Source organism: Chromobacterium violaceum ATCC 12472, from assembly GCF_000007705.1.
GTDB lineage: Bacteria > Pseudomonadota > Gammaproteobacteria > Burkholderiales > Chromobacteriaceae > Chromobacterium > Chromobacterium violaceum.
In genome coordinates this window covers 1,496,218-1,512,412 of sequence record NC_005085.1, presented here as the reverse complement: position 1 = coordinate 1,512,412, position 16,195 = coordinate 1,496,218, and the positions used below count along the sequence as shown (strand labels likewise).

Genomic DNA, 16,195 nt, shown 5'->3' with positions numbered 1-16,195 from the left:
TAAAATCCATAAAGTTGAATTGCCATGACCGCACCCATAGCCGTACTTGATGGTACCCCGGCCAATGCTTCCAAAGCGTTGGCACAAACTGGACAATCCTTCGACCAATGGCTGCAGGACATCAGTGGCGGCTATTTGAATGTAGAGTCGCTCAAGACAATCGGCGGTGCGATTCCGGTTGTCGGCAACCTTATATCCGTGGGCGACGTAGTCGTCGACATCATGGACATGAGCGAAAAGAGCCGCCAAAAACAGGAAGTTGACATCTTTGACTGGATGTTTCTAGGAATAGACCTGATTGGCGTCGTTCCTGCCGCAGGCAGCCTGTTCAAAATCAGCACCCGCCCCACGCTGAAAATATGCGCCAACGCCATGCGGCGGGCAGGTAAAGACGTAATCGAAAATGCCATTGCACCACAATTGGTTGCTCAACTGATCAACATGCTGCCTGGCAATTTCCGCGGCAAACCCGTGCAATGGGTAAATTATGTTGAAGGAAAGATAGATACTTGCCTGGATCAATGCACCAAGGACGGCACAAAATACCTGCTGGATTTGGCTGACCTGCTGCGCAGCACTGGCACAGGCACTTTCGGGAAATTCGCCGCCAAGAACATATCCGTCAAACCGGTGCCCTACCATCTGGAAAAGACCAATGGTGGTTTCTGGGCAACCATAGGCGCGCATATGGATGCCATCAACAAAGCTGCAGATGGCAAGAAAAAGCAAGTTGCAGCAGGCATGATGATTTCCGCAGCCGAAACCGTGGACCGCATGACCGCCAAGTCGCCAGCGCTGCGTAAAACCTTGCTGGAGATGGCCGCGATGCTGGCCCGCTGGGCCGCGGAATTACCGGCAAAACTAATGAAAGTGTTGAAAGAAAAGCTCAAGCCCTTGCTGGCAAGAATGAGAGACGCTTTCATTTACTTTCTGGAGAAAAAAGCCGGTGCAGTCAAAAGCAGCCTAAGTAAAGTCACACAGAATACAAAACAACTTACCAAAGAGGTCTTTAGCTCATTAAAAGGTAATGGCTTAGGCCCCAAATGCGGCTGTCCTGTGCCCAAGCCGGCATCACGGCGCTCAATCGACTACTTGAACGGGGTGGAGACCCTGATTCACACCGATTTTGCCCTGCCAGGCGTTTTGCCCATTGTCTGGCAACGCGTATATCGCTCCGACTTCGACGCCAACGATAGCGATGGCTCTCTCGGCGCGCGCTGGATGGCGCCGTTTGCCTCTCGCTTCGAGGAGCACGGCGAAGAACTGGCTTACTACGACGATGCCGGCCGCAAACTGAACTACCCGCTGCTGCCGATTGGTGAATCGCTGAAAGACGAGTTGGAAGGCCATACCCTGACTCGCCTGGACGACAAGCTGATTTCTCTCAGCTTCGGCCATGAGCTGGTTCACCTTTATGAGAAACACGGCTCGCGCTACCAATTGGCGCTGGTAAAGGACCGCGCCGGCAACACGCTGGCCATCAATTTCCGCGATGGCCGCATCAGCCAATTGGTCAGCAGCGCCGGTTATGTGGTGGCCTTGTCTTACGACAAAGCCGGGCGCATTGTCCGCATCGAGCAACATGACCCGGAAACCGGCTTAGCGATGCGCAAACTCGCCGAGTATCGCTATACCGACATCCCGCAGCTGGACGGCGACGCCGGCGACCTGTTGTCGGCGACCGACGAGAACGGACAAAGCTGGAGCTACCAGTACCAGCACCACCTGATCACCCGCTATACCGACCGCACCGGCCGCGGCACCACGCTGGAGTGGGATGGCAGCCATGCCAAGGCGCGCGCGATACGCGAATACGCCGACGACGGCAGCCTGGACATTCGCCTGGCGTGGGACGCACGCATAGACCTCACCTACGTCACCGATGCTTATGGCCGCACCACCGAATATTACTTCGATGAAAAAGGCTACCACTACCGCACAGTCTTCCCGGATAAAAGCGAGGAATGGCTGAATTACGACGCCAACAAGCGCCTGATCATCCATATCCATCCGGATGCCACCCAGGAAAACTACAGCTACGACGACAGAGGCAATCTGGTCCTGCACGAACGCGCCGACGGCAGCGAAGTGCACTTCGTCTACGACGAGCAGGACAATCTAGTCGAAATCATTGACCCGATGGGCGAGAAATGGCTGCGCGCCTACGACGACAAGGGCCAGCTGATAGAGGAAACCGACCCGCTCGGCCACAAGACCAAGTACGCGTACAACGAGCAAGGCTTGCCGGTGGCCATCACCGACGCCAAGGGCGGCGCCAAGAAGATCGCCTATCGTCCGGACGGCCTGCTGGAAAGCTATACCGACTGTTCCGGCAGCGCCACCCAGTGGCAGTACGATGAACGCGGCCGCCCGCTGCTGATCGTAGACGCGATGGGCAATGCCACCCGCTATCAGTACGCCGCCAACGGCACGCTGCAGGCCATCGTCCAGCCGGACGGCCAGGCCACCCAGCTGGAGCATGACGCCGAAGCCCGCCTGCTGAAAATCACCGACCCGCTGGGCCGCGGCACCCACTACGAATACGACAAGGCCGGCCGGCTGCAAAAGCGCACCGACGCCAACGGCCACAGCCTGGGCTACCAGTACGACAAGCTGGGCCGCCTCACCGCGCTGCGCAACGAGAACCACCGCTACTACCGCTTCGACTACGACGACGGCGGCCGCCTGACGGCCGAAACCGGCTTCGACGGCAGCGCCACCCGCTATGTCTACGACAATGCCGGCCGCCTGGCGCAGCAAGTGGAAGGCGACGTCGCCACCGATTACCGCTACGACCGCGCCGGCCGCCTGATCGAGCGCAGCGCGCCGAACAGCAAGGAAAGCTTCGGCTACGACCCGGCCGGCCGCCTGTTCCAGGCCAAGAACCGCTATGCCAGCCTGCGCTGGGTGTACGACCCTGTCGGCAACGTCGTCGAGGAGCATCACGGCTACCACGTCGCCGGCGTCAAGGAAACCTATCGCTGGCAACACGAATACGACAAGCTGGGCAACCGCATCGCCACCATCCGCCCGGACGGCCACCGCGTGGACGTGCTCAATTACGGCAGCGGCCACGTGCATGGCCTGCTGTTCGGCCAGCGCGACATCTTCAACCTGGAGCGCGACAAGCTGCACCGCGAAACCCAGCGCGTGCTGGGCAATGCGCTGCAACAGACTCTGGCCTACGACAAGGCCGGCCGCCTGTCCAGCCAGCGGCTGATGGGCGCCACGCAGTGGAGCCGCCAATACCAGTACGACGCCGCCGGCCAACTGGTCGGCATCGCCGACAATCGCCACGGCCAGCTGAGTTACCGCTATGACCCGGTCGGCCGCCTGCTGGAGGCCGCCACCCCCAAGGGCGTGGAAAGCTTCCGCTTCGACCCCGCCGGCAACCTGCTGGACAACGCCCCGGCCGCCGACGGCCATCAGGACTACAGCCTGCTCGGCAACCTGCTCAGCCAATACGCCGGCCGCCACTACCGCTACGACAGCCGCGGCAATCTGGTGGAGAAACGCGTCAACGGCAGCCTCACCCGGCTGGAATGGGACAGCCACAACCGCCTGTCCCGCCTCATCGCCCCGGACGGCCAGCGCACCGACTACCACTACGACCCGCTGGGCCGCCGCATCGCCAAGATCAGCCAGGGTGAGGCTACGCTGTACGGCTGGGACGGCGACGTGCTGGCCTTTGAAACCCGCGACGAGGCAGCGGTGCACTACCTGTTCGAGCCGGACAGCTTCGTGCCGCTGGCCCAGGTGCACACCGACGCCATCCGCGGCGTCAAAGTGCCGGCCTGGAGCCAGCACCACCCCTACGACCCGGACAAGGACCCGCTGCGCCAGCCCGCACCGGAACCCGAGGCCCCCAAGGCGGTGTACTACTACCACACCGACCACCTGGGCACCCCGCAAGCGCTGACCGACGAGCATGGCGCGCTGGCGCTGGAAATGGACTACCAGGCCTGGGGCCAGGCGCGCGAAGTCATCGCCGACGCCGCAGGCAAAGCCGGTATCCGCAACCCCTTCCGCTTCCAGGGGCAGTATCATGACGACGAGTCCGGGCTGCACTACAACCGCCACCGCTACTATGATCCGGAGATCGGGCGGTTTATTTCGCGGGATCCGATTGGGCTAAAAGGCGGAATCAATATCTATGGTTATGCACTAAATCCCATAGTCTGGATGGACCCGTTAGGTTTGACGGGGAAACAGTTCACAGGGACGGTTTACCGGGCACTTACACCGAAGCAAAAGCAATGTGCATTAAAAAATCAAGATATATCCCCAAAGGACCCTAGCGCTAGTTATAGCCCTCAGGAACATGTGGAAAATGGAAAACTGCAAACACAGTTTATTTCAACAACTAAAAGTGAAAAAACAAGCGACTTTTATAATAAATGCAATTGTAAAATAAAAGTAGATCTGTCAAAGATACCTGATTGCGACATCATTGATGTTAGCAAGGGCCAAGGATTGACAGGAAAAGCTAAGCGGTTTGCCACTAAAGACCAAGAAGTATTAATAAGAAATGGCATTCCTAAGGGTTCGTACGAGGTTATAGAGTAAGGAGTATTTTTATGAGTGAACGACTTGAGGCGATAAAAAAGAATTTAGATGATTTTTATGATAAATCTTTTGATTCGGATGATATAGAGAGAGCTGAAAATAAAAGTATCAAAGAAGAGATAGTGGACCTGATAATTCATGCACATAAAAATAGGGATTATCAGCTTGTGAAGGAAAGTATTGATGTTTTGATTGAAAACACAGGATGCCAAGAGGATTTTGAAATTCTTGAAGAAATAGTTTCTCCTCTTCAATCTGCTGGGATTTTGTCGGACCCTGAACTGAATGACTTGGTTATAGGCTCGCCATTATCTAGATGGGCTTAGCTAGTATTATTTTTGATCAACATGTAAAGCCTACCAAGTCAGTATGGATTGGTAGGCTTTTATTTGGTCTGAGACGGAGTTTAATTTTACCGCCAGGCTGCCGTGGCCGCACACTATCTCCAACCGCAGGTTCAAGCTGACCTGACAGACCAAGCAGACCCTGGCATACGACAAGGCCGGCCGCCTGTCCAGCCAGCGGCTGATGGGCGCCACGCAGTGGAGCCGCTAGTACCAGTACGACGCCGCCGGCCAACTCGTCGGCATCGCCGACAATCGCCACGGCCAGCTGAGTTACCGCTATGACCCGGTCGGCCGCCTGCTGGAGGCCGCCACCCCCAAAGGCGTGGAAAGCTTCCGCTTCGACCCGGCCGGCAACCTGTTGGACAACGCCCCAGCCCCCGACGGCCATCAAAACGACAGCCTGCTCGGCAACCTGTTGAGCCAGTACGCCGGCCGCCACTACCGCTACGACAGCCGCGGCAATCTGGTGGAGAAACGGGTCAACGGCAGCCTCACCCGGCTGGAATGGGACAGCCACAGCCGCCTGTCCCGCCTCATCGCGCCGGACGGCCAACGCACCGACTACCACTACGACCCGCTTGGCCGCCGCATCGCCAAGATCAGCCAGGGCCAGGCCACGCTGTACGGCTGGGACGGCGACGTGCTGGCCTTTGAAACCCGCGATGAGGAAGCGGTGCACTATCTGTTCGAGCCGGACAGCTTCGTGCCGCTGGCCCAGGTGCACACCGACGCCATCCGCGGCGTCAAGGTGCCGGCCTGGAGCCAGCACCACCCCTACGACCCGGACAAGGATCCGCTACGCCAGCCCGCGCCGGAACCCGAAGCCCCTAAGGCGGTGTACTACTATCACACCGACCACCTGGGCACCCCGCAAGCGCTGACCGACGAACAAGGCCTGCTCGCGCTGGAAATGGACTACCAGGCCTGGGGCCAGGCGCGCGAAGTCATCGCCGACGCCGCAGGCAAAGCCGGCATCCGCAACCCCTTCCGCTTCCAGGGGCAGTATCATGACGACGAGTCCGGGCTGCACTACAACCGCCATCGCTACTATGATCCGGAGATCGGGCGATTTATTTCGCGGGATCCGATTGGGCTAAAAGGGGGATATAATTTATTTGCATATGCGCCCAATACCATAGAATGGGTCGACCCATTCGGCTTAACCAAGTTACGAGAAACAGACCCGAAAGCAAGATCGCTATCGAATGTACAAACACGTTGTTGGTATTTACGAGAAGAAAGTAAAATTGGGTATCAAATAGATTGTACAAAACCAATTAAGCAGCAGGCCCGCCAAGCAGCAAGACTTAGAAATGAGGCTAGAATTCGTGCACGATTACTTATGGCCGATCGTGAGAAAGCAATAGCGCTGCATCAATCCGATCCAAATTTAACATTCAAAGAGCTTATGGCCCTGAAAGAAAACAAAAAGGGCCTCACAGGAAAAGATGCTTACCAAGATATTGTTGACTCAGCATCCAAATCAAGGCAAAGCGTTAATAAAGCACTCCTTGAAGGAGTGGATTGTGATAAAGTATTGGAAGGAATATAAATGCAAGCGAAATTTAAAAAAATCGGCAACCGATGGTATGCTTTTCCCAAGTCCGACGCTCACCCCGAAGAGTTAAAGAGAATGATTCTAGAGACTGGTATTATAAATTCTATTGAGGATCTTGAGTCTCCTGACAAATTAGTACTTAATGCTCAAACTGATGCCGGCGTCGTCACTATCGTAATGGATGATGATGGCCTCGAGATTCGAATTCAGTCTGAAAATACACTTCCATCTGGTGAGAAAATTTTAGAAAAACTTGAAAAGAAACCGAACTAAATCACTTGGCGCTGTTGCATAAATCCTGAACAGGGTGAGGCTCCCCATTCCCCAAACGGATTTACGCCACCGCCACCGTACAAGGACGGCCCAGCATGCTGAAGCGGTTCAAGATTGCTGCGCGCACTAGCAGCTCTGCCACTTGACCATCGAAGCATCTGGCCGTCACCCTTTCACCCAACCGTTTGAAGCAATGCATCTTGGTTTCCACCAGACTGCGTCGATGATAGCCACTCCAATGCTTCCAGATCTCTCTGCCTAATCGCTTGGTGGCCCGCAGAATCTCGTTCTGAGCCAGCACCCCAGCTTAATGCCTTTCCATGGCCTCGCATTCTTGCGAGTCGGAATACACCCGATTGTGCCGCGCGCGGCAATCGCCTAAAGTACCATCCCCACTCACGAAGACTATCGGCTCATCGACCGGAATTTGCGTCAATAGCAAAGGCAACATTTGCGCATCACTCGGGCGATTGTCGGTCACCTCAATAGCGTGGATTTGCAGAGTTTCCACATCGATGCCTAGGTGTACCTTGCGCGATTGCCATCGATATTCCGCGCCGTGCTTCTTGGTTTTCCACTCGCCTTCGCCAAGCATCTTGATGCCTGTGCTATCGACCAGCAGATGCAGCGCGCCTGAGCTTTTCTGGTAGGGAATCCTGACCTGCAGCGTCTGCTGCCGCCTGGATAGACCAATCATAAGGCAGGAATGCCTACAGGAGCCGGGTCAGTCCAATCAGCCTATAGCAGACTAAAATATTATCTGACCAAGTATATCTGGAAGCGTACCCAAACCAACGAGAGCCTGGGTACGCTACTGAAACATCCTACTCTATGCCATTTCCACCAGCACATCCTCGTGCTATGATCCCCACCCCACCCCTCCTGGCGCTGCTGCTGGAGGTACCTGCCCATCCGGATGACCGGAGGGGTAACTGTACCTATTGCATCAGATGCCATCATGACCTCTATTTCCCGCTTGAAAGCCGCCCTGCAACGCCAGGGCATTCATGTTGAACGTACCAACAATATTTACCGGCTGCGCACTGCCGACTCCGAAGCCGCCGTGCTGCTGCCGGATAGCCTCCCTTTGGAAGAAAAGGCTGTCAAACAGCTACTCGGTTTCGCAGCCACCCGCTCTGCCGATGGCCACCACGGCGTATGCAAGGCCTGCGCCACACCGGATTTCCACCCAGGAGGCATCGCGCCAGTTGGCGCCGTAGTGGCCACCGATCCGGAATTCGTCATTCCCGCCGCTATAGGCACCGATATCAACTGCGGCTTGCGCCTGGTGAGCACAGGCCTCCAGTATGAGACCATCGCGCCACACAAAGACGCGCTGGAATCTCGGCTAACCCATGTGCTGCTGGATAACGGCCGCAACCTGCCGGTATTCAGCCGCGGCTTTGCCGCGCTATTCGACGCAGGACCCGATGCCTTCATCGACCTGCTGCCACGCGAAGGCCTGTGGGCCGGCGTAAACAGAACCCGCCTGCTGAATGAGCTGGCGGCCTGCGTCAGCCTGGATAGCTTTGACTCCGCAGCACGCTACGCGCCAGAGGCGCTGGTAGGCACACGCGAACTGATACGCGACCCTAGCCTGGGAACCCAAGGCGCGGGCAATCACTTCGTTGAGCTCCAAGTCGTGGACCAAGTGCTGGACCGCCACGCGGCTTACGCCGCCGGCTTGGCCAAAGACGATGTGGTGTTCATGATCCATACCGGATCCCGCGATGTCGGCTTCTATGTCGGCAAGCGCTGGATGAACAAGGCGCGTGCGGCTTGGCCTCGCCAGATGAAGTATCCGGAGCATGGCTTGTTTGGCCTATCCGGTGCGCTGGCGGATGAATATTTGATCGCCATGGGCACCGCTGCCCGCTATGCCTGGGCCAACCGCATGGCACTGACCGAAATGGTGCGCTCAGCCATTGAGGCAACGCTGGGCCAGTCCAATAGCCGCTTGGTGGTTGACGTGCCGCATAACGTGGTACTGCGAGAACAGGGCCTCAACATCCACCGCAAGGGTGCCACACCGGCGCGCGAAGGCGAGCTGGCGTTGATACCCGGATCCATGGGCGATTTCAGCTATGTCGCAGCCGGTCTTGGCCATCCCGACTGGCTATGGTCCTGCAGCCATGGCGCGGGCCGCAGCATGCGCCGCCAGGCGATGAGGCGACTGGCGACGGAGGTCGCGCCCGGCAGTTGGCAATGCGTGACCTTGCGCGAGGAAAGGCGCATAGAAGAAGCACCGCATGCCTACAAGCCCGTCGGCCCCGTGATCGCCGCGCAAGAAGAAGCCGGACTGATCAAGGCCGCGGTCCGACTGCGCCCCTGGCTGACGTTCAAAGCCTGACTCAGAACAATGCGATATGCCGAATACAAGCTGGACAATAATGCTTCAAGCATTCACCATCGTGCCCGGTACGATTTGGACTAGCCATTTGACTATTCACCCGCGCGAGCGGCGCAACCGCCTGCTTTTGCCGCCGCGTCGCGCATCCGCCCTGGAGAAGCATAGAAGATGACTCCCCCACAGTTCGTCGCCTTCGGCGAGGCCCTGACCGACTTCATCCGCGTGGATGGCGATGCCTGGCAGTCCCGCCCCGGCGGAGCGGGATGGAATGTGGCGCGGGTGGTGGGCAGGCTGGGGGTGGGCGCCGCCTTCGCCGGCGCGGTCAGCGACGATCTGCTGGGCCGACAGTTGCTGGAAGCCTCCGCCGCCGCCGGCCTGGATACCCGCTTCCTCCAGCCCCTGCCCTATCCGCCGCTGCTGGCGATGGTGCCCTCCAGCCAGCCGCCATCGTATTTTTTCGTCGGCGACAATAGCGCCGACCTGCATTTCGACCCGGCCCGGCTGCCGCCGGACGGACTGGACGCGCTGCGCATCGCCTACTTCGGCAGCATCAGCCTGGCCAGGCCGCCGCTGGCCGACCGGCTGCTGGAGCTGGCGCACGAGTTGGCCGCGCGCGGCGTGGCCATCGCCTTCGATCCCAATATGCGCAGCGCGATGAGCGAGGCCGGCTACCGCCGCCGCTTCGAAGCGCTGGCCGGCCTGGCCAGTTACATCAAGGTGTCAGACGAGGATCTGCAGCTGCTGTTTCCCGCGCGGGATCAAGACCGTGCGCTGGAAGCGCTGCGCCGCCTCGCGCCCCGGGCGGCCATCCTGTATACCCGCGGCGCGGACGGGATGAGCTTGCTGGGCTCGGGCGGCGCGCTGGAGCAAGCGGCCCTGCCCGCCGCCGTGGCGGACACCATAGGCTGCGGCGACGCCTCCATCGGCGGCCTGATCGCCAGCCTGCTGAAATATCCGGCCCGGACCATGGCGGAGCACCTGCGCTTCGCCGCCGCCACCGCCGCCTGCACCGCCGGCCATGCTGGCGCTTACGCGCCGGATGAGGCGATGGTGAACGCCAAGCTGACGCTGCCGTCGGCGGCCTGATCCATATCGAATCCCCGCCGGGATGGCGCTACAATCGCGTCATCCCGCTTCGTTTCAAGGCATACCCGATGACAACCGCCGCCCGCCATGGCCTGATCGATACCCGTTTCGGCCCGGTGGCCGCCTGGCTGGACGCGCGCGGCGCGCTGCTGCGCTTGTTGTTCAACCCCACGCCCGAACAGCTGGCCGCCCACGCTTGCCCGCGCGACGACGCGGCGCTGGCCGAGGTGGCGCGCCAGCTGGCCGAATACCAGGCAGGAGATCGCCAAACCTTCGACATGCCGCTGGCGCCGCAAGGCACGCCGTTCCAGCAGAAGGTATGGGCGGCGCTGCGCGAAATCCCCTATGGCCGCACCGTCAGCTACGGCGAGCTGGCGCTGGCGCTGGACTGCCCGGACGGCGCGCGGGCGGTGGGCCGTGCCAACGCCACCAATCCCATCGCGCTGATCGTGCCCTGCCACCGGGTACTGGGCGCCGATGGCAGCCTCACCGGCTATGCCGGCGGCCTGCCGCTGAAGGCCGCGCTGCTGCGTTTCGAGCTGGAGCGCAGCGCGCCGCCGGGCTTGTTCGGCGGATAGGCCCGCTCGACCGCGTCTCTGCTGCAAACGGGTTTGCACACCGTCACCGCGCCTTCGTTCATCTTCCAGGCCATGCCAAACAAGGAATCATCATGCAACGCATCCTGCTCGCCTCCGCCCTGCTGGCGCTGGCCCTGCCCGCCTCGGCCAAAGTTTTCCAGTTCAAGGACTGGGCCGTGGCCTGCGACAACATCCGCCACTGCGAGGCCAACGGCACCCAGGCCGGGGACGGCGACAATCCGGTCAGCCTGTTGCTGTCGCGGGACGCCGGCCCCGGCAGCCGCTTGAGCGCCCAGCTCGATGTCGACGACCCGGATGGGGACAAGGTCGGCAAGCTCACGTTGAAGGTAGGCAGGATCAAATGGACCGGCATCGACGCCGAACAGGCGTTCAGCGATGCGCAGACCACGCAGCTGCTGGCCGCCATGCTGGATGCCGACGAGGTGGCGCTGGCCGACGGCAAGCGGGAATGGACGCTGTCATTGGCCGGCCTGAAAGCCGCGCTGCTGAAGATGGACGATGTGCAGGGGCGGGTAGGCACCGTCGGCGCGCTGGTGAAGAAAGGCGGCAAGCCGGAATCCGCGGCGCCCGCCGCCCAGCCCGCGCCGCTGCTGGTTCCGCTTGCGCCTCCCGCCGCCAGGCCCGGCGACCAGAAACTGCTGCCGGCCATCCTGAAGCAGCTGCGCGCCGTCGACAAGGCATGCTGGGACGAGCTGCCGGACGCGGAGCATCCCGATGTCCAGCTGTACCGCTTGAGCGCCAGCCAAGTGCTGGTGCTGCGCGAATGCGGCCGCGGCGCCTATCAGGGCAGCTACAAGGCTTGGACCAGCGGCGACGCGCCGCCCTTCCATCCGCGCGAAGTCCCGCTGCGCGGCAGCGACGGCAAGGAGACTTTCCTGATGAATGCCTCCTTCGACAAGGGCGAGCTGTCCAGCTACGCCAAGGGCCGCGGCATCGGCGATTGCGGCAGCGGCGCCAGCTGGGCCTGGACCGGCAAGGACTTCAAGCTGATGTCGGCCCAAGAGGCGCCGCAATGCCGCGGCATCGCAGGCGGCGTCTCGCTGCGCACCTGGGTCACCCGGCAGAAATAAGCGCCGGCCGGTTGCCACGCAAGCGAGAAACCGGGCAGACGCGGCCAGGAGCGCCATCCACCGCCGCGCGGAGATAGGCCAGGACCATGGCTCGCGCGCCGGGATCCCGCACTGGCAGCCGCCCCCCGGGCTGGCTTATACTGCGCAATCTTCCACCCTCATTGAAAAAGAAAGGAGGTAAATATGGTTCTTTCTGCGCGCCCAATCATGCTGGCTCGCTTGTTCAGCGCATTTGAAAGCTCTTGCCTGCCATCCATCGCGCTGCGATAAGCGGGTTCGAGCAAAGCCACACTCCCATCTTTCCAGAGTCCTTTCTCGACTCATCCCCGTTGTCGCCAGCGCTCCTGTTGACAGGGACCGTCACGTCCCCAGCAAGCGAGAGCACAAGCATGACAACCCTGATTTCCGCATTGTCCGTACAACTGGACGCCGGCCGCGGCCCGCTGTTCCAGGACCTTTCCTTTACCGTAAAACTGGGCGACCGCATCGGCCTGATCGGCCACAACGGCTGCGGCAAGAGCACGCTGCTGAAACTGCTGTCCGGCCAGCTGGAGCCCAATAGCGGGGAAATTCAATACGCGTCCGCCTGCCGGCTGCAGCATGTCGAACAGCATCTGCCCGAACGCCTGTACGCGTTATCCGCCCGCCAGGCGCTGCAGGAGACGGTGGAGGCGGACCAGCATTGGCGCGTCGACAGCCTGCTGGCCGAACTGGAGCTGGCGGCCCAGGCCGACACGCCGGTCTCCGGCCTCAGCGGCGGCCAGCACACCCGGCTGCTGCTGGGCCGCGCGGTGCTGCGCCAGCCCAATCTGCTGCTGCTGGACGAACCCAGCAACCATCTGGACCTGCCGTCCCTGCTGTGGCTGGAGGACTTCCTCACCCGCTGGCCAGGCGGCTACATCCTGGTATCGCACGACGCGCGGCTGCTGGACCGCGCCACCCGCCACAGCTGGGTGATGCGCGACGCGCGGCTGTACCGTTTCGAGCTGCCGTGCAGCCAGGCGCTGGCAGAGCTGGCCGAGGCCGACCAAGCCGCCCGCGCCCGCCGCGCCGGCGAGCAGAAGGAGATAGACCGGCTCGCCGCCAGCAGCAAGCGGCTGGCGATCTGGGGCCGCGAGCACGACAACGAGAAGCTGGTGCGCAAGGCCAAGTCCATGGAGAAGCGCGTCGACAGGCTGAAGGACGAGCAGACCTTCGTCAGCCGCGGCAGCCCATGGCGGCTCAGCCTGCAAGGCCAGGCGCTGTCGGCCGACAGCCTGCTGGCTTTCGCGTCGCTGCCGGTGTCGGCCGCGCCCGGCCTGCCGCCGTTGTTCACCGCCGCCGGGCTGTGGCTGCGTCCCGGCGACCGGGTGGCGCTGCTGGGCGCCAACGGCGCCGGCAAATCCTCGCTGCTGCGCCAGTGCTGGGCCGACCTTCAGGCAGGAGAGCCGCGCGCCGGCTGGCGCTGGCATCCGGCGGCCAGCGTCGCCTATTACGACCAGTCGCTGCGGCAGCTGGCCGACGGGGCGACGCTGATCGACGCGCTCTATCCGCTGGCGCCGTTGCCGGAGGCCGCGCGCCGGCAGGCCTTGATCGCCGCCGGCTTCGCCTATGCCCGGCACGAGCAGAAAGTGGGCTCGCTCAGCGGCGGCGAGCGCGCGCGCCTGCTGTTCCTGGCGCTGTCGCTGGCCAGCCACCACCTGCTGTGGCTGGACGAACCGACCAACCACCTGGATCTGGACGGCAAGCGCGAGCTGGCCGAGGCGCTGGCCGCCTTCCCCGGCGGCGCGCTGCTGGTCTCCCATGACCGCGAACTGATCGAGGCCGCCTGCAACCGCTTCTGGGCGCTGAACGATGGCCTGCTGCAAGAATGGCCGGACGCGGACAGCGCCTACGCCGCGCTGTTCACCGCGCCCGCCTCCCCGCCTGAGCGGACGGTCCCGGCATCCGGCGCGCCCGCGCCGGCGGAGCCGGGCGGCGAGGAGGCGCAATGGCAGCGGCTATGCGAGCTGGAGGCGCTGCTGGCGGCCGACCTGGCGCGCAAGCCCAGACACCAGAAGCCGCAGCTGCAGCAGGCTTGGCGCAATGAAATGCGGGCGCTGGCGCGCGCGCTAGGCCTGTAAACCCCGCCCCGGAAGCCGCGCGGCGACGCTGGCTTCCGGGGCGTTTTCTTTTCTCCCAGCGAAACCGGCTGCATTTCATCCTCGCCAAACGCGTTTCATCCCACGCTTTCGGCAATCCGTCGCATGTCGATATCATCCCCTGAGGCGCTCTCCTACAGTCACATCACAAACCAAACAGGAGAAACGCCATGAGCAGCTTAGACACCGCCTCGCTGTTGGACGCTCTGATCCAGCTCTGCCATCATATGCCCACGTACTGGACGCAGTTGACGGACTGGGCGGGCAATATGGACTGGGGACATCTGGTCTCGTCCGCGCTGCTGACCATCCTGGCCGTCAATGCCGTGATGGTGCCCGCGGCGCTGGTCTGGCTGTCGCTGGACTTTTCCCTGCCCAAGCGGCTGATCCGCCGGGCCCGCTTCAAGCTGCCGTCCGTACACAAAGAGGTCAAGCATGGATAATGAAAACCGCTCGGCGATGAGCCAGGACCACGTCGGCATGATTCTGAAAACCGTGGAAAAGTGCTGGTGGCGCTTCGTAGACAAGGTGGCGCGGCTGGGCTGGGGCCGGCTGGCGCTGGCCTCCCTGCTGGCGATGATCCTCGGCGGCATCCTGCAACTGCACATGCTGGCATTGACGCTGGTGCTGGTGTCGATCCTGGTGAAGATACTCGCCGGCGGCAAATACCAGGCCGAGCAAGCCGCCGACCAGGCCATCGCCCGCAGCGAGGAAGCCGAACAGCAGGCGGAGCTGGAAGCGCTGCAGCGCCAGCTGGCGGAAGCGCGGATGGGCGCGCTGCAGGCGCAGATCGAGCCGCACTTCCTGTTCAACACCCTGTCGTCGGTGTGCCAGCTGATGGAGGAGTCGCCGGTCAAGGCGCTGTCCATGCAAAAGGCGCTGATCCGCTACCTGCGCTCCTCGCTGCCGGAATGGCGCGACTCCCCCGGCGAAACCAGCCTGAGCCAGCAATTGGAGCTGTCCCGCGCCTATCTGGAAATCATGCAACTGCGGATGGAGGACCGGCTGCAGGTGAGAATTCTGGTGCCGGAATCCTTGCTGCCCGCGCGCTTCCCGGTGATGATGCTGCAGACGCTGGTGGAGAATGCCATCAAGCACGGCCTGGAGCCCAAAGCGGAAGGCGGCTCGATCGAGGTCCACGCCAAGGTGCTGGACGGCAAGCTCAGGCTGGAAGTGCGGGACGACGGCGCCGGTTTTCCGGAGCAGCCCGGCCAGGGCATGGGCCTGGCCAACATCCGCGAACGGCTGGCCCTGCTGTACGGACAACAGGCGGAGCTGACGCTGGAAGCGCCGGCGTCCGGCGGCACCCGCGCCACCATCGCCCTGCCCTTCGCCCTGACTTGAGAGAAAACCATGAGCACGCTGACCGCCCTGATCGCCGACGACGAACGCCTGATGCGCGAGCAGCTGCGCGCGGCGCTGGAACGGGTTTGGCCGGAGCTGGAAATCGTCGCCGAAGCCCGCGACGGCGGCCAGGCGGTGGAGCTGGCGCGCGCGCATCGGCCCGATCTGGCCTTCCTGGACATCACCATGCCGGTGCAAAGCGGCATCGCCGCCGCGATGGAGCTGGACGGCCTGTGCCCGGTGGTGTTCGTCACCGCCTACGACCAGTACGCGATCCAGGCTTTCGAGGAAGGCGCCATCGACTACCTGCTCAAGCCGGTGGAGGACGACAGGCTGGCGCGCACCCGCCAGCGCTGGCAGCAACGCGCGCCGGAAGCCGCCGCGCCCGACTGGCAGTCCGCGCTGAAGCAACTGAGCCGGCAGCTGGAGAAACCCGCCTACCTGCGCTGGATACGCGCGTCGGTGGGCAGCGCGATGCGGATGATCGCCACCGAGGAAGTGCTGTTCTTCCAATCCGACGAGAAATACACCCGGGTGCAGACCGCGGGCGGCGAGGCGCTGATCCGCATGCCGATCAAGGAGCTGCTGCCGCAGCTGGACCCGGACCAATTCTGGCAGGTGCACCGCTCCACCCTGGTGCGGGTGTCCGCCATCGAGCAGGTGCGGCGCGACGAGCGCGGCATGCAGCTGCAGCTGCGCGGCTATCCGCAGCCGCTGGAGGTGAGCCGCAGCTACGCCCACCTGTTCCAGCGAATGTAGCCTTGCCGGCACGCGCCGATCGCTATCCAGTAAGAAGGGGATGACGGCCATGCCGGCATCCCCTTCTTGCGCTTCCCGCCCCGGCGCGGCACAGCGTCAGCCGCGCGGCGGAAACTAAGCCGC

Annotated in this window: 12 protein-coding genes and 1 pseudogene; 12 read left to right on the top strand and 1 reads right to left on the bottom strand. The window is 62.1% G+C overall.

The window, feature by feature from the left end; all coding sequences use genetic code 11:
* Positions 1 to 24: 24 nt before the first annotated feature.
* The 4 genes from CV_RS06985 (at position 25) to CV_RS23405 (ending at position 6,744) form a co-directional block, all read left to right on the top strand.
* On the top strand, positions 25 to 4,566 hold the full coding sequence (locus CV_RS06985; protein WP_011134983.1) for an RHS repeat-associated core domain-containing protein: 4,542 nt from the start codon (positions 25 to 27) through the stop codon (positions 4,564 to 4,566).
* Between the two features lie 11 nt (positions 4,567 to 4,577).
* Entirely contained in the window at positions 4,578 to 4,892 is a 315-nt protein-coding gene (locus tag CV_RS23415) for a hypothetical protein (RefSeq protein ID WP_011134982.1), read from the top strand.
* A 379-nt stretch (positions 4,893 to 5,271) separates the two neighbouring features.
* Entirely contained in the window at positions 5,272 to 6,465 is a 1,194-nt protein-coding gene (locus tag CV_RS22810; protein ID WP_147296204.1) for an RHS repeat domain-containing protein, read from the top strand.
* Positions 6,466 to 6,744, top strand: coding sequence for a hypothetical protein (locus CV_RS23405; RefSeq protein ID WP_115610250.1), 279 nt, complete (start codon positions 6,466 to 6,468; stop codon positions 6,742 to 6,744).
* A 61-nt stretch (positions 6,745 to 6,805) separates the two neighbouring features.
* Here CV_RS23405 and CV_RS22805 read toward each other — a convergent pair.
* Positions 6,806 to 7,432 (bottom strand): annotated as a pseudogene (locus CV_RS22805) (IS5 family transposase); the annotation flags it as partial.
* 270 nt (positions 7,433 to 7,702) lie between these two features.
* On the opposite strand from CV_RS22805, the gene CV_RS06960 reads away from it, so the two are divergent.
* From CV_RS06960 to CV_RS06925, 8 genes are all read left to right on the top strand, one after another.
* Positions 7,703 to 9,094 (top strand): RtcB family protein, encoded by a 1,392-nt coding sequence (locus CV_RS06960; RefSeq protein ID WP_043595721.1) that lies wholly within the window; start codon positions 7,703 to 7,705, stop codon positions 9,092 to 9,094.
* A gap of 168 nt (positions 9,095 to 9,262) precedes the next feature.
* Positions 9,263 to 10,180, top strand: a complete 918-nt coding sequence (locus tag CV_RS06955; RefSeq protein ID WP_011134976.1) for a carbohydrate kinase family protein — start codon at positions 9,263 to 9,265, stop codon at positions 10,178 to 10,180.
* Between the two features lie 68 nt (positions 10,181 to 10,248).
* Positions 10,249 to 10,758 (top strand): methylated-DNA--[protein]-cysteine S-methyltransferase, encoded by a 510-nt coding sequence (locus tag CV_RS06950; RefSeq protein ID WP_011134975.1) that lies wholly within the window; start codon positions 10,249 to 10,251, stop codon positions 10,756 to 10,758.
* 92 nt (positions 10,759 to 10,850) lie between these two features.
* Entirely contained in the window at positions 10,851 to 11,849 is a 999-nt protein-coding gene (locus tag CV_RS06945) for a DUF1176 domain-containing protein (protein WP_011134974.1), read from the top strand.
* A gap of 389 nt (positions 11,850 to 12,238) precedes the next feature.
* Positions 12,239 to 13,951 carry an ABC-F family ATP-binding cassette domain-containing protein gene (locus CV_RS06940; protein ID WP_011134973.1) on the top strand — a complete coding sequence of 571 codons (1,713 nt, stop codon included), beginning with the start codon at positions 12,239 to 12,241 and terminating at the stop codon, positions 13,949 to 13,951.
* Positions 13,952 to 14,139: 188 nt separating this feature from the next.
* A complete protein-coding gene (locus tag CV_RS06935) occupies positions 14,140 to 14,412 on the top strand; it encodes a hypothetical protein (RefSeq protein ID WP_011134972.1) in 273 nt (90 codons plus the stop codon).
* Complete coding sequence (locus CV_RS06930) at positions 14,405 to 15,313, top strand: sensor histidine kinase (RefSeq protein WP_043595718.1); 909 nt, start codon at positions 14,405 to 14,407, stop codon at positions 15,311 to 15,313. The genes CV_RS06935 and CV_RS06930 overlap by 8 nt, the downstream gene beginning before the upstream one ends.
* 9 nt (positions 15,314 to 15,322) lie before the next feature.
* Positions 15,323 to 16,072: a LytR/AlgR family response regulator transcription factor gene (locus CV_RS06925; protein ID WP_011134970.1), complete on the top strand. Its 750-nt coding sequence runs from the start codon at positions 15,323 to 15,325 to the stop codon at positions 16,070 to 16,072.
* Positions 16,073 to 16,195 lie beyond the last annotated feature (123 nt).